Here is a 19,988-nt window from a genome sequence, read left to right as displayed (position 1 = left end):
ATTATGATATTTTTTCTATAGGTGGAAAAAAGATTTCTTTTCCTACTTCTAGTTTTCTAAAAGAAGAAAGCTCGTTTACTTTGGCTACTTCCAGATAATACTTTGAATCTCCATAAATACGATGCGACATCAGCGGTAATGTATCTCCTTCTTTTACCAAACGGATATGTGTTAAATCGGGAGATTGATTATTCTCTTTCGCTACCCGTAGATCATCTTCTACAAATCCCTGAAATTTTGCCTTTGCAACTGCTCGTATGGGAGTGCCATCTGATTTAAAAAGCTTAAATTCTACATTCATTTCGGTGAGACTTCCTTTAAACAAAAGGGTTCCCCAATAGATCATTACATAATTGGGTTTGTGCTCATCACCATTATAATCAAGAATTACTTTTTTAAACTTTTCGATATCATCGATAACACCTTCTCCATTATCCTTAAAAACTGTATCATCCGAACTTTCATCGGGATTACTACCATAATGTATAATCACACCGGTTCTATCAAAAAGGAATTCTAATTCGAGGTCTTCTGGAAGTTTTTTATTAAATCTAGGAGATAAATCACTCGTCCCTGATGCCTGATCTTCATTTTGTTCGATCTTATAATTAAAGGTATACTTCTCTGGATTTACCAAAGTGGTGAATTCTCCATCGGCTACCTCGTTATTAAACTGAGGATCGCTATAGGCTTTAATCTTTAATTTTGTTAATTCTCCCGTACTCATAACTATCGTTCCTTTTGTTTAGCAATGATTTCCATGACTTGTTCTACACATTCGGCAATGATCACATCCTTATTAGCCTCAGGTTTTTTAGAAGCATTACCACTGGATTTACTTTTTTCATTATCAACATTAATTTTGATATGAAGTTCTTTGATCTCTATTGCGCCCATGTTATGTTATGGTATTATAATAGTTGTATACCAACTCAATTGTTTCTATAACTACTTTGCTTTCTTCTGCATTAAAATCTGCTATTGACCATTTTATAGGATATGCGTGCACAATATTCCAAGATAGTAGTGGTTCGTGTTTTTCGTTAAGGAGCTTGACAATAAGATCTATTGGCTCAAAATCAAAATTCTCTACTGCTTTTTTACACCAATCCACTACTTCTGAATCAACTAGTAAACCTCTCTTTAAAACAAGATTGGGATACTTTGTCCTTACTGGAATTTTATGCTTGAATCTATTTTCTCCACCTTCTGTAATTTCTTCAGTTTCGATATCCACGGTTAGTCCAGAGACGGATTGAAACTGATGATCTTTATCACCAGTAGATAAACCGGTAAACTCTACACTAAAATGAAATCCTACTGGTGGATAATAGGTAGCCATTACGAAGCAAGTTTAAGACTGTTAATTACAAACTCTGCAGATTCTATTGCAATCTCGTTTCCATCGGCTTTCAGATCTGTTGACTGGATTTTTAGCAACCACGCATCTGCTGCTTCCCAAGTAACGATTGGTTCATGTTTCTCATCCAGTAAACTGATGGTAAGATCACTTCTAAATTGTTCTTCGCCTTCCTGAAAGAATACATTTTTCTTCCACATATCGTAGAACTGACCTTTTGTTGAAGCAAAAGTCCCTCTCTTGATGGAAATATTCGCAAACTTGGTCATTCCAGGTTGCTTTTTCTTAAAATAATCATTGTCCGCTCCTCCTCTGTATTCTATCACTTCGGTTTCAAAATCTAAACCTGATACTTCGGTACAATTTAATTCGGTATCACCGCCAATTGTAACCTTAAAATGGAACTTTGGTAATGGATATTCTGCCATGATTTCTATGTTTTAACCTCCTCTGCCTTTCAGGCATCTCCCCTAAAAAAGGGAGAAGCTTTTTTTTTAAGTTACTTGTTTGGCAAAAGAGAAATGTTATTATTAATGATTTACTTTATGGTTATTTTATTTACTAGCTACTAAAAATCTACTCTAAGCTTCTTGCATTTTATGAGAGAATCTAAGAATGATAAATTCTGCAGGTCTCACTACTGCCATTCCTATTTCTATAATCATATTACCATCCAGGATATCATTAGCAGTCATTGTCTCTCCTAAACCAACATTTACGTAAAATGCTTTATCTGGTGTTGGTCCAGCTAATGCTCCTGCTCTCCATTGCAGTGTTAAGAAATTATTGATCATTGCTTTTACTCGAACCCATGTATTCATATCATTTGGTTCAAAAACAAACTGTTCTGTAGCTTTTTTGATAGACTCTTCTGCCATATTAAAAAACCTTCTTACTGGAACATATCTCCATTCTTTATCGTTTCCTGCCAGTGTTCGTGCTCCCCAAACTAATGTTCCTTTTCCTGTAAATGTTCTGATAGCATTAATTGATTTACCTGCTACTGTATCAACATTAAGGCGATCCTGAATATCATTTGTAATCTTCTGACTTGGTTTTACAGTATATTTAACAGATACATTTGCAGGTGCTTTCCATACTCCACGATCATTATCTACTCGAGCATACACCCCTGCCATAGCTGATGATGGTGGTAATTCTAGAGGGAGATTATTAATAGCTGTCTTAATATTATTGTAAGTAGCGCTGTCTTTATCCTTTATTGCACTTAGAATTAAGCCATCTAGACTACCACTATCAGTGTCTACCGCAATAGCTGCAGTAATAGCCAATATGGTAGATGCTATCAAATCTTCTACTGATTGTATGGTTGCATCTACTGTCGATAATGAGGCTATAGAAGCTGTAGATTCTGCTTTAACAGCGGTACCATTAGCGGCTCCAGTAAGGTTTACTACATGTCCATTTACAGTGTCTATTAAGTTAGCTATCGCAGATCCTGATCCTACCGCTACTTCTAAAGTATCTGCTGCTGCAGTAGCTGCTGCGGATAAAACGGCATCCTCACTCGAAGTTGCTGCTGCTGTATTTGCACTACTCACTACGGTATTTGCGTCACTTACTACCTGCTCTAATGATGTAATAATTGGCGCTAAAGCGTCTGTTATTGTTGTCAGATTAGTCAATGCGTCCGGTGCTGTTCCTGCTTGTAAAGTAGTATCTGCTGTAGTAAGATCTGTTACTAGACCTGTCATTGCTACTTGCTCTGCTGCTATACTCGTTGCAGCATCATTACTGTCTGATTGTAATGAACCTCCAACTGGTACATCAGAATTATGTGTAATCTGAAGTACATCTTCATCATAATGATAATCCAAAATCGTTTTTAAGTATGGGAAATATACTGCTCCATATTTTTTTTCATCAATATCAGAACTGATAAGAAATCTAACTCCTTCTGGATCATTCATTTCTACATCTTCGTCATCAGTATAAGTATCAATTATTGCAAACCTATCTTGCATCTTTTTACACTGTGATAATGCATTATTATACAGGTTATAAAAATCTGCTTCATTTGCTAATGAAGTTGCATCTGGAAATAATAATAATGTTGGTTCGTCCTCTTTTTCTAATGTGGCCAGACCATCAGATAGATCATTAAACTGAACTGGAGTTGCTGAATTATTAGTAATTGCATCTGCATATGTATTTACAGAAACTATATAGCAAGGACCGCCTCCATTTGCAAAATACATTTGCATCGCATAGTACATTAAAAATGGTGACTTTGCATCGGATGCCGGTTCAGTCACTTTTATTGATTTTTCGCCATCAACTTCCGTGATAGTAATACCCAATGCGGTCTCCTTCTGTGGAAATCCAAAGTGTACTTCGTATTCTAACATAGATGTAATCCTTTTCGGATCCATATGGAGTGTCTCGGTAAGATCTTCTTCTTTCTCCCTAGCTTTTTGCGTGTATCCAACAAATGCCGGAATTGCTGTTTCTACTTGGGCTACCGAAGGAGGAAATTTTACAATCTCCTCGATATAGACCCCTGGTGTTTTGTACGTAGTTGCCATAATTTTAATTGTTTTTTAAATAAAAATTTCAGAATATGTTGTTGTTATATTTGTGTTTTCGTCAGTTATCTGTTTTATGATATTTGCCGTAGGGTTCGGAAAAATGTATTTATCTATATCAGTGGGCAATGGACCCGAAAAATCAGTATCTGGATCAATTTCTATAAAACCATTCCTGGTTAAAGGTTTTACCGAAGAAGTTTCTAATTCGTTTTCATCAGATTTTTTGATGTACTTCCAAATGGTTTTTCTGTTTTCGAAATGAAGTTTATATGCTGGTGTTGGGTTTAATAAAAAACTTTTGATATCATTAGGATCAGTACTATCAATCTCTATAACATCCATAGTATTGTCACCAATCATTCGTAGCTCAATAATTCCTAATAGGCCTCTGCCATGTTCTTTTTGAATAGATTGATCTAAAATCTGTTTTCCTTCGTCTGTAATTAGATCATCGTTTTTGAGCTCTGCGACCAGATCTAATCGTTTCGTTATTTCTGCCCTTATATTGTCCTGTTCCAAATCAAACCATAACTGTCTAGTGCTTTCTTCTGTTAACAAAAAATCATCGGTAATTAAGTCACTTGAGGAACTAAGTGGAATATAGGAGTAAGGATCTGTTTCTGTGGCTGGTTTGATATTAGAGAAATAGTAAAGTCTATTATCTGTTTTTGTGAGCTCAGTATAATTATCAAATAAGTAATCTTTTATATAGACTAAAAAGGTAAGTTTTAGATCATTTTCTAAAAACCTATGCAATTTAAATTTATCATTTTCTTCAACCACACTACCCAATATCCTGAAACCTTTCAGCCCTTTTCTCAAAACCAGTTTATGATTTTTTAAAATTCCCTGAGTTGCATACGAAGGAATTATATTGATGTAGTCCAAAAAATTGTACTTTTTTAGTTGCTCTTTTTTATCATCATCATTCATAGATACAAAAGGGGATAATCCGTCATCCAGAAAATAAGAGTGCAGCAACTCTATCTCAAACAAGGTTTTATATAGTGTTCTAAATGCCATTTTATTTATGATTTAGAGTTCCATTTATTTCAGTAATTAAACTTCCTTCTGATTGTGTAACATCCCTTTCTATCTCGAGAACGCTAGCTTTATATATCACTGAGGGATATTGTTTGCCGCCAAGTGTACCCCAGATAAAATTCATCTCTTCAAAAGATGGACTAAAAAGCTCTACAGTGAATCTGAAATCTTTAATCTTGTCCATTCCATCTACTTCTCTATCAAAACTGGTATTACTTTGCGTAAAAATTCTTTTTGACTGGAAAAATTCAATGATTTTTGACAAACTTTTTAGTGATTCTGTATAATCACTTCTGTTAGCGGAAAACATTACATATAGGTTCAAATGCACCTTATTATTTTTATAGACAACCTTAGTTCCTTCTATTTGATGGTTTAATATGTTTTTTAAAGTGGCCTCCTCCTCAGTATGTAATAATGATAGTACTACATTATTACTGGTGTTTGAATTCTCGTTAGTGTCTGATTCTATAAAGGCGATGTTATCCAATGAAACTGGTTTTTCTTCGATCTCTATATTGAAGAAATTGTTAACCTCTTCTGTAATAATCTGTAGTACCTCGAATATCATACTCTTTTAATTATAGAATTAACTGTTTTTATAAATCACTTTTTCTGTATCAAAAGATGATTTACATTTTAAAATCCAAAGAAATAGGGCGTGCTTATACTAATAAGTGGGGTACATATTCTCAATCAATTAAAAAGGGAATTATAGGTTTGATTAAGATGATATAAAATTATGTTTTAGATGCATAAGTTAACATAGCTAAAACACGGATTCTATGCAGGAAAATAACTTTTAGATAATGGGTTAAATCCCCCTAAGAAATTACTGTTTTATTGTACTCTTATTAAAATATAAGTATAAATGATGTAAATCATACGTTGTTAAAGTTCCATTCCCTGAAAACAGTGAATGTATTTTCACTATAAGAGGTGTAATAAAAATCTGGTTTATTGTGAATCTTTGTAAGGAATAAAACCAAAAGCACTTTTATTATGAAAAAGATACTCTTCACACTGTTGTCATTTTTAAATCTATTTTTCTATACTAAGACTAACGCTCAGGAATTGACATCTCTAACAAATAAAATGACCAATAACACTTATTCTAATATTGGTAAACAGAAAAATATTCAGAATACATTGTACTATACTGACGGTTCGGTTAAAGAGATAAGAGAAACAACAGGAAACAAGCTAAACGGATCTTGGGAACTCTTTTATACCAATGGAAAATTAAAAAAAGAAGGAACATTCAAAAATGATAAAACTCAGGGGCAGTGGAAAATTTATGATAAAAATGGAGCTTTAAGCTTTATAGAAAATTATAATGATGGTGAGGAACATGGTACTTGGAAAGCTTTTTATTCTGATGGGAAGATAAAAATTGAAGGTGCCTTTGTAAAAGGTAAACGACAAGGTCCATGGAAAGTATATAACCCATTAGGAGCATTAGAAAAAATTGTAACGTTCGAAAATGATATAGAAAAAAGTGAGTTAATTTTAAATCCTCAATCAACGGATCTAAACTTCTTTTCTGTTAGTCAATCTATAGGTAATTACTAGGCATTCTATAAACTTCACATAATCATGGTAGTAATTATTTTATTGATCATACTTATCGCTATTATAGTAATATATTATCAATCATACTGGGCGAAAATCGAACGACACTATGAATGTATTAATTATGAAAACTATTCATTAATTAAAGAATCTCCTTTTTCCGAAGAGTGCAGCACATATGAAATTTTATGTAAAGAAAATGAGGTTTGGTTTAAACGAGATGGATATTCTTTGTTCTATATTCAGTTAACATCAGGAGACTCAAAGAACGTAGAGTTAATAGGTCTTGATGGTTATGGGGTTCGGAATATGGAATTTAAAAAATATGTTTGTAAACTGGTGCAAAAAATAAAAATTAAACATAATAATTCGTAAAATAAAAGAATTAAAAGCTTAGTTCCTTTTAATTTATGAGCGAGTTTGTTCGGTTTTTCTTCATTATTATTTTTATTAACTATTTATATTTCCTTTTTACACAAAAATTAAATAACGAATTTACATTAACAAATGTTTTATCTAAATCATATCCCTAAACGTTTTAAAAAAGCTTTCTTATAACTTTCTCCAATTGGAACTCTTACGGTATCAATGATTATTCTATTTCTTTGAACAGAATCGATGTAGTTTATATTAATGATAAATGATCTATGAACTCTCAAAAAAACATCCAACGGTAATTTAGTCTCAATGTCTTTAAAACTCATCAATGTTAATATAGGTTTTCCGGAAGTGATGTGAATTTTCAAATAATCTTTAAGACCTTCGATATATTTTATAAGCTCCAATTCTATTTTTATGTTTTCATATTCTGATTTCACAAAAATAAATTGATCAGGAGTAGTAATCGATTCTGTGGGTTTCTTTACTGTATTTGGTGTTTTTAAATTGTCTTTTTTTAATTCAAAAATTTCCTTAGCTCTATTTACTGCTTTTATAAACCTTGGAAAAGGTATAGGTTTTACCAAATAATCTACAGCATTTAACTCAAATCCTTCTATAGCATATTGGGAATAGGCAGTAGTAAAAATAAAAAGCGGTTTGTGATCTATAGCTTTCATAAAATCGATCCCATTGATTTGAGGCATTTCGATATCAGAAAAAACAAGATCAACATTCGTATTATTAATAATGTCTAATGCCTCTAATGCATTTGTAAAAGTTCCAACAACTTCTAGAGTACCTAAATCCTCACAATAGGATTTTATTATATTAAGCGCTAGTGGCTCATCATCAATTATAATACACTTCATTCTATTTAAGTGTTAATGTTAAATCGACTTTATAAAAGTCTTCATCCTCCTTTATAGTAAGCGTATAGGCATCTTTGTACAAAAGTTCTAAACGATTCTTTATATTGCTAAGACCAATACCCGAAGAATCTTCATTCTTCTTATAAGTTCCGATGATATTACTTATACTCATTATCAGTTTATTTTCAATGACTTCAATCGTAATGTCTATAATAGTATTTCCTTTAAAATCCGTACCATATTTAAAAGCATTTTCAATAAAAGAAATCAATAGAAGAGGATAAATTTTTTTGTCCTCATAGTTTCCTTTTATAAGTAGTCTTACTTGTTCACTATTAGCAAGTCTAAGTCGCTGTAGAGATACATAGTTTTTTATATAATCAATCTCTTTTTTTAGAAACACTATTTCCTGATTAGCCTCATATAACATATATCTCATTAACTCGGATAGTGTAATTACTGCTTCCGGAGCTTCATTAGATTTGTTACGTACTAATGAATAAACACTGTTTAAAGAATTGAATAAAAAGTGTGGGTTTAATTGAGTTTTTAGAAATCGAAGCTCCGTTTCAGTTCGTTTTGCTTCTATTTCTTTAGAAACTTGATCTCTTTTATAAAAATCAACAATAAGACTAAAGATGCCTCCTAAAAGAAAAAAGACAAAAGAGAAAATCGCAGGAACAATATATTTCAATTTTTTTATAGGATGGAATTCATTTTCTAATTCCAAATATTTATCTAAATTCTCCAATGGTGGGATTGGATAAAAATTTCTAAGAAGGTAATTAAAAGAAACCAAAACACTAATTGAAAGTATGATGTATAGAAGGATTTTTTTCTTCAGAAGCAATCTGGGAACTAATAGCAAGTAGTTAATATAAAATAAGATTGCGCTACTAAATCCTCTATAAAAAAAATCTAATCGTATTTGATCTAATTCTGGAATTGCGATTATTATAGGTAATGTAAAAAAACACAACCAGATAATTACGTGAATCCAGATCTCTTTAATTTTAAAGCTTTTTTTCAAAGCAACTACTTTTTTATATGGATCAAGATAGTTATTTTTTGAAAGTGATATCATACTTCTTTAATTCATTTAATGATATCATTGGCAGGTTACCAGATTTTAGTTTAGTAATTACTAACAAACCAATTCTTCTTGCCTCTTCTTTAGATTTAAAGCGTTGCACCCCTGGAATTCCAGGAATGGTTTCTTGTTTTATAATTAACTTAGAATCCAAATACACTTCGTAATACCATTCTTTTTCTGCACGTTCACTAATCTTTAGTATATATACATTATCATTTTTTAGTGTTCCTTTTTGAAGAAAGAAACTCGATACTAAAACCCCTGTGACAATTGTGATAAAGACGATCGTATATTTAAGAAACTCTTTCATAGTTGTTTAAAATAGACCAGACAGTATTTATGGAGGAAAGTATTGGTAAAAAAAGAATACTGTCTGATCGTAGCTAATAATTATTAATCATCTTCATCTTCAGTTTCAAATGGAAAAAATTCTCTATTATCGTCCAGATATAAAGTTCCTGTTCTACCTAATCCAACAAAAGCTCGTGATCCATTATAAAAGGCAATCGCATCTTCTCTGGATATACCTTCATATTCTGTTTTCTCCACCCAAAGATCAGTTGTAGGATCATATTCCCATATAGAAGTAGATGGACCTAGTCCACTATTTCCACAAGCAACATATCCTTTGTTTCCTATACTAAAGCCTACAGCATTATTTCTTGTAATTGTATAGTCATCATTATCATCAAGATCTGTTAGTACACTCCAGGTTTCTGTTGTAATATCAAACACCCAAAAATCTTCCTGATTTATACCATTAGAAATACCTGTTCCCAGATATACTTTATCTCCGATAGAAAAAGTTATGGCATCTCTTCTTTTATCCCCGCCAAAGCCTACTAATTCGTTCCACTCATCACTAACAGGATTGTATTTCCAGAAATCCTTCTTGTCATTATCACCGTCAAAACCGGTTCCTACATATCCAGAAGAATCAGAATTAAAAGCAACAGCACCTCGTCTGTTCCCTCCTGTAAAATCAGCAATAGGAGACCATATATTGGTTGAAGAATTATATTGATAAAAATCATTTAATTCATTATCTCCATCAAAACCGCTACCTACGTACCCATTACCACTAATTGTAAACCCCACAGCAGCGCTGCGTTCTACTCCGGGAAAATCTGCCAATTGACTCCAGAAATTTCCTTCCAGGTCATATTTCCAGAAATCTTTCAGATAATCATCACCATCAAATCCGGTACCCATATATCCGGTGTTATTAATAGTAAATGCTACAGCACTGCTTCTAGGAGTTCCATCAAAAACGGATCTTTCTACCCAATTTCCTAATAACTCATCATCATCATCATCAGAACAACTAGTAATGACAATAACCATTAGTGATGCCAATACTAATTTTTGTAATTGGAATGGATTTATTAGATATGGATTATTTTTTGTTTTCATTCATTGTTTTATTTAAGTTAAACTTTAATCCCATAGATATATAAAAGGAACTATCTGATCCTATATCATATAGCTCATTATTGTTATTGTCAAGTATTTTTAATTGATTCCAAGGCGCATAACCTAAACTAATGGTAGTAGTCCAGTTGGGTTGGATTCTATAATTATATTGAAATCCTGTATTTAGTGAATTATACTGCAATTTTGTATTCGTTTGTAAACTACTATCAGGCAAAGCAATGGACGAAGACACATTTCCAAAAAGCCCCTCAAAAGTAGCTTTCCCTGAAAAAACATGTCTCTCTCTGTACGTATAGTTTATACTTGTTTCCGGAATTCCCAATATATAACTCCAACTAGAATTTATTTTTTTTCTAAAAGAAATAGCAGGAAAAAACTGAGGTTCACCAAACGGAGTTCCGAAACCTAATCCAAACGTTAGTACCGACAAATTCTCTTCATTGCCCCATTTTTTGGATACAGAAAGTATAGAATTTATGATGAGATCCTCATTACTTAAACTCCCTGTTAAGTTGGATGATATAATCGGAGAAAATAGAATATTTCCTGACCAGGATTCATTAATCATATACCTATAAAATATTCGTAATCTTATATTATGAATCCTTTCATAGGGAGCTAGATTAAAATCGACAAAAGAGTCCTTCTTATAAAAAAAGTCATAGAGCGTATAGGAAACCCCTAAACCTACCATACCCGTTCCTAGTTTAGTTCCAAAATTTAGATTTGTAGCATATTTTTCTATCTGGGTATCACCAATATCAGGAACAACCGAATATTCAAAACCTCCTATCTCACCTTGTGGATTCTGACTCCATAGTGTATTAGCAATTCCTGAAAGCATTATTATTAATGTAAAATGACACCTCATTTAATACGAGTTTTGAGTAAAAATAACCCAGCTTAAAAGCATCAAAAAAAAAGATATACCGGTTTATATTTTTTATATACCAAAATGTGATTTACCTCGATGAAACTCTATTTAATAGATTGGTAGGATAAAAACAGGAGCTGGTATAGAGGTATTCCTAATCTGTAGATTCTAGTTTTTTAATTCTGAATAGTCTCTTTGTTTTGTTATTCAAATAATAAAAAATGAGGAAACTATTAGGTTTATTACTATTGATATTATCTATAATTTCTTGTTCTGATCGAGAAGAAGATATTCCTACGTTAGAAGTAGGGCAGGATTTTACAGATTCTAATGTGCGGATAATATCTATTGATACTTTTGCAGTTGAGTTATCGACTTTTAAGTTTGATAGTATTAATAGCTCCAGTAGCAATAGATTATTATTAGGACAGTATAAAGACGAGTTCTTTGGTACTGTGCGTGCTTCTAATTATTTCGAGTTAACCGCTCTTAGTTACGGTCTACCGGATGATGCTGAGCTAGACAGTATTGCTCTGATTTTAGGATATGATCGATATTTTTATAGTGATACTACTAAGGTTGCACAAGTAAATATTCACGTTCTTACGGACGAAGTTGATCCAGAAGAGGATGTGTTTTATAATACAAGTTTACTTCCTTTCGAAACTACTCCAATAGTTACACGAAACTATATTCCTGAACCATTTGATGAAGATTCTTTGCATATATCAATACCTATTACCTTTGGTCAAACATTGTTTGATTTGATACGTGATGGAGATATTAATGACGATGAAGAGTTAATAAGAAATTTTAAGGGGTTTACTTTACAACCCGGAGATGATGATGATGCTTCTGTTTTAGGTTTTTCAAAAAGTAATGGAAATACCTATCTCCGATTTTTCTATACGGTTCCCGGAGAATTTGGGGATAATGAAGAAACATTTGATTTGTTTATAAATTCTGCTACAGTCATTCCTAAATCCTTTAACAATATTAGAAGTAATGTAACGGGTACTTTTCTTGAACCATTGATTGATCAAGAAACTAATTTATTGTCCAAAGACAGCGAAAACAGAAGTTATATTCAAGCTGGCGTTGGGTATGCAACTCGTATTCAGTTTCCTACTATTCGCAAGATTTATGATATTCCTGGTACCGGAACCATTCTTAACGCCACGCTGCAAATTAAACCTCCCCCGCAAGTTTTTAGTGAAGTCCTTCCTATTAGGGACTCTCTTAATGTTGACATAGCTGATCAAAACAATGAGCTGGTAGATCGATTGTTCAATGGACAAGGAAATGTTTTTGCAATTATTAATGAAGAAAACATAGAATTCAATGAAGTGGTATACGAAATACCTATTGGGTTTTATTTAGAGCAAGAACTTGAAGAAGCTCCTATTATAGATAATGCTCTAGTACTTTTTTCCCAAAGCTTTAATCAAACCGTAGATCGTTTTGTACTAGAAGGCGAAAGCAGTACAGACTTTAGAGCTCGATTAATATTGACGTATGCTATTTATGATGAATAATAATTGTTTAAAAATATTAGGAGTATTGTTTTTTTGGATTTCTATATCAAAAGCACAAACCAATTCTTTGACAGGATCTCCATATTCCTTGTTTGGCTTAGGTGTACAGACCAATTCTAATACAGGAAGAAATAGTGCTCTAGGAAAAGGAGGAATTGCTTTAGAAAGTAATTACTTATTGAATACCTTAAATCCAGCATCCTTCACAGGTATTTCTGAACAGAGTTTTTTATTAGATATTGGTTTTCTAGGAGAGCTTAATAAAGTTTCTACTAATGATAAAGATGAAAACAGGTTTTCGTCTAACTTTTCTAATCTGTCCATGGGATTTAGCCTTAATGAAAGGTCTGGAATGGGTTTATCCATAGTTCCATTTACAGACGTCGGATATGCTTTGATCGGAATTGCAACTAACATCGAAGGTTCTCAAAATGAATTTGTTAGTAACATTATCGGTTCTGGAGGTCTTAATGATTTAAGCTTGCATTATGGATATAAATTATATGATAATCTAAGTTTAGGTATTAAATCTTCATTTTTATTTGGCGCTATTGACCAAACAGAAAACATCATTTTTGAAGAAAGCTTCCTGAATATAGCAGAAGAGAATTTTTATAATGGTTTCAGACTAGGGTTTGGATTACAATATAAAATAAATGACCAATATGCTTTGGGTTTTACAACTGATTTCCCCACATCCTTAAGGGGATCACAGGACAGAAGTGTTTTTAAAAGTCTTGACTTTATTCCTACTGAGGTAGAAGATGAAAACGATCTAACTATCGACAGCTTTAAACTACCACTAGAAATCGGTTTTGGAGCTAGTGCTCGATTTTTCAACTCACTTACTGTTAATTTAGATTATAAGGGAAGTTTGTGGGGATTTACCAATCAAAGTGATGATATCGGTGATTATGTGGACCAAAGCATAATCAGTCTTGGAGCTCAATATAGAGCAAAAGAGATTGGACTAAAATATTGGGAAAATATAGAATTCAGAGCTGGACTTAATTATGATTCTGGATACTTAAAAGTAAATGATCAAACAATCAATAATTACAGTCTTACCGCCGGAATAGGTTTTCCTATTAGCATTAGAGGAGGTTCCATGATCAATATTTCATATGCGACCGGGCAACGAGGAACAGTTTCGGGTATTCTGGTAGAAGAAAGATTTAACATGATCAATGTCAACATAAGTCTTAAAGATATATGGTTTAGGAAACTAAAGTTTAATTAAAAAAAACTATATGAAAAATAACATTCTAACAGTAATAATAATTCTTTTTTGTAATGCAAACAGTTTTGCACAGCAAAAAATGAATGTAACTGAAATGTCTGAATATCAGACACAGCAGATGGTTAAGGAGTTGAATCTTACTAAAGAACAAACTGAAAAAGTAGAAATAATCAATCTAAAGTATACAGAGAAAATGGTTGTTTTAATGGAAGCAGAGGGAAGCATGTTTGGTAAAATTGGAGAGATGAACGAAATAAAAAAAGGAAAATCTGCTGAACTGGAAAAAGTATTGTCTCAAGAACAATTAGAAAAGTATGAAGACGATGTAGCTCCAAAAATTAAAAAACATTTGAGAAAGAACATGAAACTATAGATCAAAATGAAAAAATATGTAAGTATCATTATAGGAATTTCAATTGTAATTTTAGGCTTGTTGGCTTTTAATTTATTAAACAGTGAAGACAACGAAAAAAAGGAAGAAGTCGTAGTCGAGACGGCTATAAAAGCAATTAAAGTAACACAAGTAGAATTAACCAATGTGCCATATCTCGTAGAAGCTACAGGCATACTTCACGCTAAAGAAAAAATAGAACTATATAGCGAAGTGCAAGGAGTGATTCAACAAACAAATACGGCTTTTAAGATCGGTAATAGATTTAGAAAAGGACAAGCTTTAATTGTAATGGATAGTAAAGAACATGCTGCCCAAATTAAATCCGCGCGCAGCGATTTAATGAATCAAATTGCGGCTATGTTGCCCGATATGGAAATAGATTACCCTGATATCTCCAAAAAATGGGGAACTTATTTAGAAAATCTTACTGTTAATTCAAAAACACCAGAGCTGCCAGAATTTAGTTCTAATGAAGAGAAACTTTTTGTCTCCGGAAAGAATATTTATAGTGCGTATTACAACATCATAAATTTAGAAGAACGATTAAGTAAATATCATATCAATGCCCCCTTTAATGGAATAGTCACAGAGTCTACTATAAATGTTGGAACCTTAATTAGAAGTGGTCAGAAAATCGGAGAATTTACAGATGATTCTAATTTTGAACTCCATCTTGCGATTCCCGCATCTGATAATAAATATCTTAAAAAAGGAATTTCTGTTCACCTTAAAACAATAGATAATTCTCAGTCATTTATTGGAAAAATAACACGGATAAACGGTAAAATAAATCAAGATACACAGAGTGTTAATGTTATTGTAGAAGTTAGCAATGAAGACCTAAAGGATGGTCAATACCTAAAAGCTCAAATAGATGGTGACGATTTAATAGATGTTTTTAAAATAGACAATGCGCTTATTCTCGAAAACAACATGGTCTATGTTGTAAATAATAAGCTGTTAGAATTGAGATCCATAAGAATTGTCAATTATCAAGGTGATACGTCTGTTATTTCTGGTCTGGAATCAGGAAATCTTATTGTAAATCAAAGCATTGCCAATGCTTACCCTGGTATGCCAATTGAAATTCTAGAATAATTATGAAAAACTTTCTTGGTTACTTTATAAAATATCCTGTTGCTGTAAATATTTTTATAGTAGGCTTTTTAATTTTTGGTTTTCTGGGGTATCAAAAAATGAATTCCTCATTTTTCCCTTTATCTGATGCCAAAACTATACAGATTACGGTCACTTACCCAGGAGCCTCTCCTGAAGAGGTTGAAGAAGGTATCGTAGAAAAAATTGAACGAAACCTTAAAGGTATTATAGGTGTCGACAGAGTAAGTTCTGTTTCGCAAGAAAATAGTGCATCTGTAACAATTGAAATTCTGTCTGGTTTTGACATCAATTTGGTATTAGATGAAGTAAAAAACGCAGTCGACAGAATTCCTTCATTTCCAAAAACTATTGAACCTCCGGTCATAGAGACAATTAAACCAACAAGACCAGCTATTTCATTCATTATTACTGGTAAAGATATTCCTTTACGAATTTTAAAAGAGTATGCACAGGATATAGAAAATGACTTACTAAGGATTGATGGAATTTCGCAAATTTCGCTAACAGGATTTCCTGATGAAGAAATAGAAATTTCTATTTCAGAAGCTAAACTTAGAAATTATAACCTGACATTCGAAGAAATTGCAAAGTCTATTGCAGAAGCTAACATTAGTATTTCCGGAGGTTCCATAAAAACTAAGGATGAAGAATTTCTTATTAGGGCTAATAATAAAGAGTATTTTGCAGATAACCTTAAGGATATAGTTGTAAAATCCTCTACAGATGGATCAAAAGTATATCTTAGAGATATTGCCAAATTAAATGACACCTTTAGTGAAAATCCCGATAAGCTTTTCTACAATGGAGAACAAGCAATACAAATTGACTTAAAAAATACGAATTCTGAAGACTTAATTAGTAGCGTAGAAAGTGTAAAAAACTATATAAAAGAGTTTAATGATACTAATAAAAATATTGAATTAAAATCAACTTTCAACACTGCAGACCTTATAGAAGATAGGATCTCGCTATTACTAGAAAATGCCATCGTTGGGATGTTACTGGTTTTAATACTTTTATCTTTCTTTTTAAGACCTAGTGTAGCATTTTGGGTAGCTTTTGGATTACCAATATCTTTCTTCGGGATGTTTATTCTTTTACCTAATTATGGAGTTACTTTAAATATGCTTTCCATGTTTGGGATGATTCTGGTTATAGGTATACTCGTTGATGACGGTATTGTAATTGCCGAAAACATCTACAGTCGACGAGAAAAAGGAGAGTCGCCAATACAAGCAGCCGTAAATGGTACATTAGAAGTACTAAAACCTATCCTTTCTGCCATTGCCACTACAATATTGGCATTTTCGGTATTCTTCTTTTTAGATGGACAGATAGGTGACTTTTTTGGAGATATTGCTCTTGTAGTTACTTTAACTTTACTTGTATCTCTAATTGAAGCGTTATTGATTCTTCCCGCGCATTTAGCACATTCTAAAGATATTAAGAACATCAGTAAAGTAAGTAAGTTTAATAAACTTGGAGAAAGATTTATGAACTATTTACGGGATAAGATATACAGTCCTGTTTATAAAAAATGTCTGCAGAACAAGTTTTTGTCTTTTGCTATCATATTATTCTTGTTCATAATTACAATTGGCGCTTTCACAAGTGGTATCATAAAATTAACATTTTTTCCTACGAACGCAAGTGATCAAATTGTTGCAACAATAAACACACCCAAAGGAACAAGCGAACGTGTTACAGATTCAATTGCCACTTACATAGAAAATAATGTTTGGAAAATCAATAAAGATTTAGGTCCAAACGAGATAAACGAATCTCATATTACCGGTACCGTGAAGCGTATAGGTCCAAGTAGTTCATCCAGTAGTATTACAATAAACCTATCCCCTAGCGAAACACGTTCTATTTCTTCTATAGAAATTACAGATAAAATTCGAGCTTCTGTGGGTAATATTCCGATTCTCGAAAAACTATCCTTTAATTCTGGTGCTAATGTTGGTGGAGCGCCTATCTCGGTATCCTTGCAAGGCAAAAATATTGAACAGATTAATAAAGCTAAGGAGATCATATACTCCGAATTAAATAAGAACCCTAATGTTAAGGATATTACAGATTCAAGCCCAAAAGGTATCAAAGAGATTAATTTGAAACTGAAGGATAACGCACAATTGTTGGGTTTAAGTTATAATAGTTTAATGACACAAGTTAGAAATGCTTTCTATGGAAATGAAGTACAGCGAATTCAACGAGGTCAAGACGAAGTAAAAATCTGGGTACGATACGATAAACAGAACAGATCAACAATCAATAATATCAATACTATTGAAATCAGTACATCAAATGGACGGGTTCCGTTATCAGAAGTAGCGTCATATACTATTGAAAGAGGCGAAGTAGCCATTAATCATTTAAACGGAATTCGAGAGGTAACTGTAGAAGCGGATGTTGATAATGCTAAAGCCAGTGCTGCAGATATTATGATAGATTTACAAACAAGAGTTGCTAAACTCATAGAAGATAAATACCCTGAAGTTACAGTTTCTGCAGAAGGTCAAAATCGAGAAGTTAATAAAATTGCAGACTCAGCAACTGCTGTTTTCCCTGTCATTATTTTTCTGATATATGTAGTTATAGTATTCACATTTAGATCATTCAGTCAGCCATTTATATTGTTATCACTTATACCCTTTAGTATTATAGGCGTGGCTTGGGGACATTACTTACACGGCTTTCCAATGAGTATTTTGTCATATTTAGGTATTGTTGGTTTAATAGGAATTGTAGTAAATGATGGTCTTGTATTTACGAATAAGTTTAATTCATTTTTAAAAGAAGGATTAAAGTTTGAGGATGCTCTTTATGAAACCGGGAGGGCACGTTTTAGAGCTATTTTCTTGACCTCGATAACTACCATAGCAGGTCTTGCTCCTTTGATGTTAGAAAGAAGCCTACAGGCACAGTTTTTAATACCAATGGCTATCGCTATTTCTTATGGAATAGCAATTGCAACCATATTAACCCTATTCATTCTTCCTGTTTTTCTATCGTTTTCTAATACAGTTAAAGTCTATATAAAATATGTAAGAACAGGTAAAAAACCAACAAGAGAAGAAGTAGAACGTGCAATCATAGAACAAAAAGTAGCAAATGAAAAATTTTAAAACTTTAACAATACTATTAGTTTTTCTTATTAGTTCTCCAGTGGTTTCACAAAATGTACTTACTGTGGATGAAGCTATAAAAATTGCGGTAGAAAAGAACTATGATCTCCGGATTGCAAAAAATAATACAAAAGTTTCTGATATTGAAAAAGGAGTATTCAATAGTGGTTATCTGCCTACCGTTTCACTTTCGGGTGGAATCAACTACTCTGATGAAGCTCAAAATGTAACTTTTTCTGATGGTAGTAATACCAATATAACCAATGCCATAACAGAATCCTATAATGCTTCTGTTACTGCAGAGTATACAATTTTTGATGGATTGGAACGTAAATTCAATAATAAAAAAAACAGTGAAAATTTCAATCTTAAAAAAATTGAAGAGCGACAATTAATAGAGAATACCATTGTCTCATTATATGATACTTATTATAATGTAGCATATCAAAAACAGATTACCGAGAACCTCCTTCTAAATATTAAAAACTCTAAAGATCGTCTAGAGCGTACCAAAAAGAAATTAAAATATGGACAAGGCTCAAAATTAGATGAACTAAACGCACAAGTAGATCTTAATAATGATAGTATTTCATATGCTTCTGCATACAAAGATTTTAAAAACCTAAAACGCAACCTAAATCTGCTATTAGGTAGAGATATTACTACTGAATATGCTATAGACACCACAGTAATTTTTCAAAAAACACTTAAAGAAGATATCATCTTACAAAATGCAATTAATAATAATGTAACCTCTTTACTGAATAGGCAAAACATATTATTGAGCGAGTTAGATATCAAAATAAGTAAAGCTAAATTTCTTCCTAAAATTAATGGTAGTGCAAGTTATAATTGGAACGAAAGTATGAATCCCGTAACCTCATTCGCACTTAATAACGAAACGTACGGTGTTAATTTAGGACTGAATTTATCGTGGAATTTATTTGATGGAGGAAAAACAAAAACGAAAGTTCGAACATCTAAAATAACAAAACAAAATCGGGAAATTGAACTTTATAAGGCTCAAGAAGAATTAAAAACAGAAGTTTATAACGCCTATGAAGATTACTTAAATAAGCAATTTACTCTTAAAGCTGAAAATCATAATATAGTAACAAACCAACTGAATTTTAATCGTACACAAAAGCAATTTAGTCTTGGTCAGGTATCTGCTGTAGAATTTAGGCAAGCACAAATCAATTTATTCAATGCCTTAAATAATAATGCAAAAGCAAAATATGATTTAAAGATTGCTGAGATTACTTTACTTCAATTAGGAGGAATCTTATTAGAATAATAAAGATACCATTTCTCATATGAAATAATTGTATAAAATTGTCTCTTTTGACTTGATGCTTCGTTACAAAATTGATCGATAGCTATGGCTATCAATAAA

20 protein-coding genes are annotated in these 19,988 nt (G+C 32.3%); 8 read left to right on the top strand and 12 right to left on the bottom strand.

Going from position 1 to position 19,988, the window contains the following annotated elements:
- Window position 1: 1 nt before the first annotated feature.
- From Q0829_RS24390 to Q0829_RS24360, 7 genes are all read right to left on the bottom strand, one after another.
- Window positions 2-727, bottom strand: a complete 726-nt coding sequence (locus Q0829_RS24390) for a LysM peptidoglycan-binding domain-containing protein (RefSeq protein ID WP_298547888.1) — start codon at window positions 725-727, stop codon at window positions 2-4.
- 2 nt (window positions 728-729) lie between these two features.
- Window positions 730-897: a DUF5908 family protein gene (locus tag Q0829_RS24385; RefSeq protein ID WP_298547887.1), complete on the bottom strand. Its 168-nt coding sequence runs from the start codon at window positions 895-897 to the stop codon at window positions 730-732.
- 1 nt (window position 898) lies between these two features.
- Entirely contained in the window at window positions 899-1,342 is a 444-nt protein-coding gene (locus Q0829_RS24380) for a phage tail protein (protein ID WP_280929528.1), read from the bottom strand.
- Window positions 1,342-1,788, bottom strand: coding sequence for a phage tail protein (locus Q0829_RS24375; protein WP_298312700.1), 447 nt, complete (start codon window positions 1,786-1,788; stop codon window positions 1,342-1,344). Before Q0829_RS24375 ends, Q0829_RS24380 begins: the two co-directional genes overlap by 1 nt.
- Before the next feature lie 153 nt (window positions 1,789-1,941).
- Complete coding sequence (locus Q0829_RS24370; protein ID WP_298547883.1) at window positions 1,942-3,906, bottom strand: phage tail sheath C-terminal domain-containing protein; 1,965 nt, start codon at window positions 3,904-3,906, stop codon at window positions 1,942-1,944.
- Window positions 3,907-3,921: 15 nt separating this feature from the next.
- Entirely contained in the window at window positions 3,922-4,932 is a 1,011-nt protein-coding gene (locus Q0829_RS24365; protein WP_298547882.1) for a hypothetical protein, read from the bottom strand.
- Between the two features lies 1 nt (window position 4,933).
- Window positions 4,934-5,524: a DUF4255 domain-containing protein gene (locus tag Q0829_RS24360; protein ID WP_298547881.1), complete on the bottom strand. Its 591-nt coding sequence runs from the start codon at window positions 5,522-5,524 to the stop codon at window positions 4,934-4,936.
- A 431-nt stretch (window positions 5,525-5,955) separates the two neighbouring features.
- Between Q0829_RS24360 and Q0829_RS24355 the strand changes: the two genes are divergently transcribed.
- Window positions 5,956-6,525 carry a hypothetical protein gene (locus tag Q0829_RS24355; RefSeq protein WP_298547879.1) on the top strand — a complete coding sequence of 190 codons (570 nt, stop codon included), beginning with the start codon at window positions 5,956-5,958 and terminating at the stop codon, window positions 6,523-6,525.
- Window positions 6,526-6,549: 24 nt separating this feature from the next.
- On the top strand, window positions 6,550-6,900 hold the full coding sequence (locus Q0829_RS24350; RefSeq protein ID WP_298547877.1) for a hypothetical protein: 351 nt from the start codon (window positions 6,550-6,552) through the stop codon (window positions 6,898-6,900).
- Between the two features lie 146 nt (window positions 6,901-7,046).
- Here the strand turns inward: Q0829_RS24350 and Q0829_RS24345 are convergent, their stop codons facing one another.
- The 5 genes from Q0829_RS24345 to Q0829_RS24325 all read right to left on the bottom strand — a co-directional run bounded on the left by Q0829_RS24345 (window position 7,047) and on the right by Q0829_RS24325 (window position 11,173).
- Window positions 7,047-7,775, bottom strand: a complete 729-nt coding sequence (locus Q0829_RS24345; RefSeq protein ID WP_298547876.1) for a LytTR family DNA-binding domain-containing protein — start codon at window positions 7,773-7,775, stop codon at window positions 7,047-7,049.
- 1 nt (window position 7,776) lies between these two features.
- Window positions 7,777-8,859, bottom strand: a complete 1,083-nt coding sequence (locus tag Q0829_RS24340) for a histidine kinase (RefSeq protein ID WP_298547873.1) — start codon at window positions 8,857-8,859, stop codon at window positions 7,777-7,779.
- Window positions 8,837-9,178: a DUF4907 domain-containing protein gene (locus tag Q0829_RS24335; protein WP_298547871.1), complete on the bottom strand. Its 342-nt coding sequence runs from the start codon at window positions 9,176-9,178 to the stop codon at window positions 8,837-8,839. Before Q0829_RS24335 ends, Q0829_RS24340 begins: the two co-directional genes overlap by 23 nt.
- 83 nt (window positions 9,179-9,261) lie before the next feature.
- Window positions 9,262-10,281 (bottom strand): kelch repeat-containing protein, encoded by a 1,020-nt coding sequence (locus Q0829_RS24330; RefSeq protein ID WP_298547869.1) that lies wholly within the window; start codon window positions 10,279-10,281, stop codon window positions 9,262-9,264.
- Window positions 10,265-11,173 (bottom strand): DUF6268 family outer membrane beta-barrel protein, encoded by a 909-nt coding sequence (locus Q0829_RS24325; protein WP_298547866.1) that lies wholly within the window; start codon window positions 11,171-11,173, stop codon window positions 10,265-10,267. Before Q0829_RS24325 ends, Q0829_RS24330 begins: the two co-directional genes overlap by 17 nt.
- A 224-nt stretch (window positions 11,174-11,397) precedes the next feature.
- On the opposite strand from Q0829_RS24325, the gene Q0829_RS24320 reads away from it, so the two are divergent.
- Genes Q0829_RS24320 through Q0829_RS24295 form a run of 6 tightly spaced genes read left to right on the top strand, consistent with a single transcriptional unit; the run spans window position 11,398 to window position 19,889 of the window.
- Window positions 11,398-12,711 (top strand): DUF4270 family protein, encoded by a 1,314-nt coding sequence (locus Q0829_RS24320; RefSeq protein ID WP_298547865.1) that lies wholly within the window; start codon window positions 11,398-11,400, stop codon window positions 12,709-12,711.
- On the top strand, window positions 12,704-13,951 hold the full coding sequence (locus tag Q0829_RS24315; RefSeq protein WP_298547864.1) for a hypothetical protein: 1,248 nt from the start codon (window positions 12,704-12,706) through the stop codon (window positions 13,949-13,951). The genes Q0829_RS24320 and Q0829_RS24315 overlap by 8 nt, the downstream gene beginning before the upstream one ends.
- Window positions 13,952-13,961: 10 nt before the next feature.
- Entirely contained in the window at window positions 13,962-14,324 is a 363-nt protein-coding gene (locus Q0829_RS24310; protein WP_298547862.1) for a hypothetical protein, read from the top strand.
- 6 nt (window positions 14,325-14,330) lie between these two features.
- The gene (locus Q0829_RS24305) at window positions 14,331-15,443 is read left to right on the top strand and encodes an efflux RND transporter periplasmic adaptor subunit (RefSeq protein WP_298547860.1); all 1,113 of its coding nucleotides are present in this window, start codon (window positions 14,331-14,333) and stop codon (window positions 15,441-15,443) included.
- Window positions 15,444-15,445: 2 nt separating this feature from the next.
- On the top strand, window positions 15,446-18,592 hold the full coding sequence (locus Q0829_RS24300) for an efflux RND transporter permease subunit (RefSeq protein ID WP_298547859.1): 3,147 nt from the start codon (window positions 15,446-15,448) through the stop codon (window positions 18,590-18,592).
- Window positions 18,579-19,889: a TolC family protein gene (locus Q0829_RS24295; protein WP_298547858.1), complete on the top strand. Its 1,311-nt coding sequence runs from the start codon at window positions 18,579-18,581 to the stop codon at window positions 19,887-19,889. Before Q0829_RS24300 ends, Q0829_RS24295 begins: the two co-directional genes overlap by 14 nt.
- Window positions 19,890-19,988: the final 99 nt, after the last annotated feature.

The sequence above is a fragment of the uncultured Aquimarina sp. genome (assembly GCF_947492405.1).
Taxonomy (GTDB): Bacteria; Bacteroidota; Bacteroidia; order Flavobacteriales; family Flavobacteriaceae; genus Aquimarina.
This window is presented reverse-complemented; position numbering and strand designations above follow the sequence as displayed.

Coding starts and splice junctions, on each gene's coding strand:
- Q0829_RS24385 (WP_298547887.1), bottom strand. CDS start 897: ATGGGCGCAATAGAGATCAAAGAACTTCATATCAAAATTAATGTTGAT.
- Q0829_RS24330 (WP_298547869.1), bottom strand. CDS start 10,281: ATGAAAACAAAAAATAATCCATATCTAATAAATCCATTCCAATTACAA.
- Q0829_RS24325 (WP_298547866.1), bottom strand. CDS start 11,173: ATGAGGTGTCATTTTACATTAATAATAATGCTTTCAGGAATTGCTAAT.
- Q0829_RS24370 (WP_298547883.1), bottom strand. CDS start 3,906: ATGGCAACTACGTACAAAACACCAGGGGTCTATATCGAGGAGATTGTA.
- Q0829_RS24310 (WP_298547862.1), top strand. CDS start 13,962: ATGAAAAATAACATTCTAACAGTAATAATAATTCTTTTTTGTAATGCA.
- Q0829_RS24315 (WP_298547864.1), top strand. CDS start 12,704: ATGAATAATAATTGTTTAAAAATATTAGGAGTATTGTTTTTTTGGATT.
- Q0829_RS24355 (WP_298547879.1), top strand. CDS start 5,956: ATGAAAAAGATACTCTTCACACTGTTGTCATTTTTAAATCTATTTTTC.
- Q0829_RS24320 (WP_298547865.1), top strand. CDS start 11,398: ATGAGGAAACTATTAGGTTTATTACTATTGATATTATCTATAATTTCT.
- Q0829_RS24350 (WP_298547877.1), top strand. CDS start 6,550: ATGGTAGTAATTATTTTATTGATCATACTTATCGCTATTATAGTAATA.
- Q0829_RS24380 (WP_280929528.1), bottom strand. CDS start 1,342: ATGGCTACCTATTATCCACCAGTAGGATTTCATTTTAGTGTAGAGTTT.
- Q0829_RS24365 (WP_298547882.1), bottom strand. CDS start 4,932: ATGGCATTTAGAACACTATATAAAACCTTGTTTGAGATAGAGTTGCTG.
- Q0829_RS24300 (WP_298547859.1), top strand. CDS start 15,446: ATGAAAAACTTTCTTGGTTACTTTATAAAATATCCTGTTGCTGTAAAT.
- Q0829_RS24360 (WP_298547881.1), bottom strand. CDS start 5,524: ATGATATTCGAGGTACTACAGATTATTACAGAAGAGGTTAACAATTTC.
- Q0829_RS24375 (WP_298312700.1), bottom strand. CDS start 1,788: ATGGCAGAATATCCATTACCAAAGTTCCATTTTAAGGTTACAATTGGC.
- Q0829_RS24335 (WP_298547871.1), bottom strand. CDS start 9,178: ATGAAAGAGTTTCTTAAATATACGATCGTCTTTATCACAATTGTCACA.
- Q0829_RS24340 (WP_298547873.1), bottom strand. CDS start 8,859: ATGATATCACTTTCAAAAAATAACTATCTTGATCCATATAAAAAAGTA.
- Q0829_RS24345 (WP_298547876.1), bottom strand. CDS start 7,775: ATGAAGTGTATTATAATTGATGATGAGCCACTAGCGCTTAATATAATA.
- Q0829_RS24305 (WP_298547860.1), top strand. CDS start 14,331: ATGAAAAAATATGTAAGTATCATTATAGGAATTTCAATTGTAATTTTA.
- Q0829_RS24295 (WP_298547858.1), top strand. CDS start 18,579: ATGAAAAATTTTAAAACTTTAACAATACTATTAGTTTTTCTTATTAGT.
- Q0829_RS24390 (WP_298547888.1), bottom strand. CDS start 727: ATGAGTACGGGAGAATTAACAAAATTAAAGATTAAAGCCTATAGCGAT.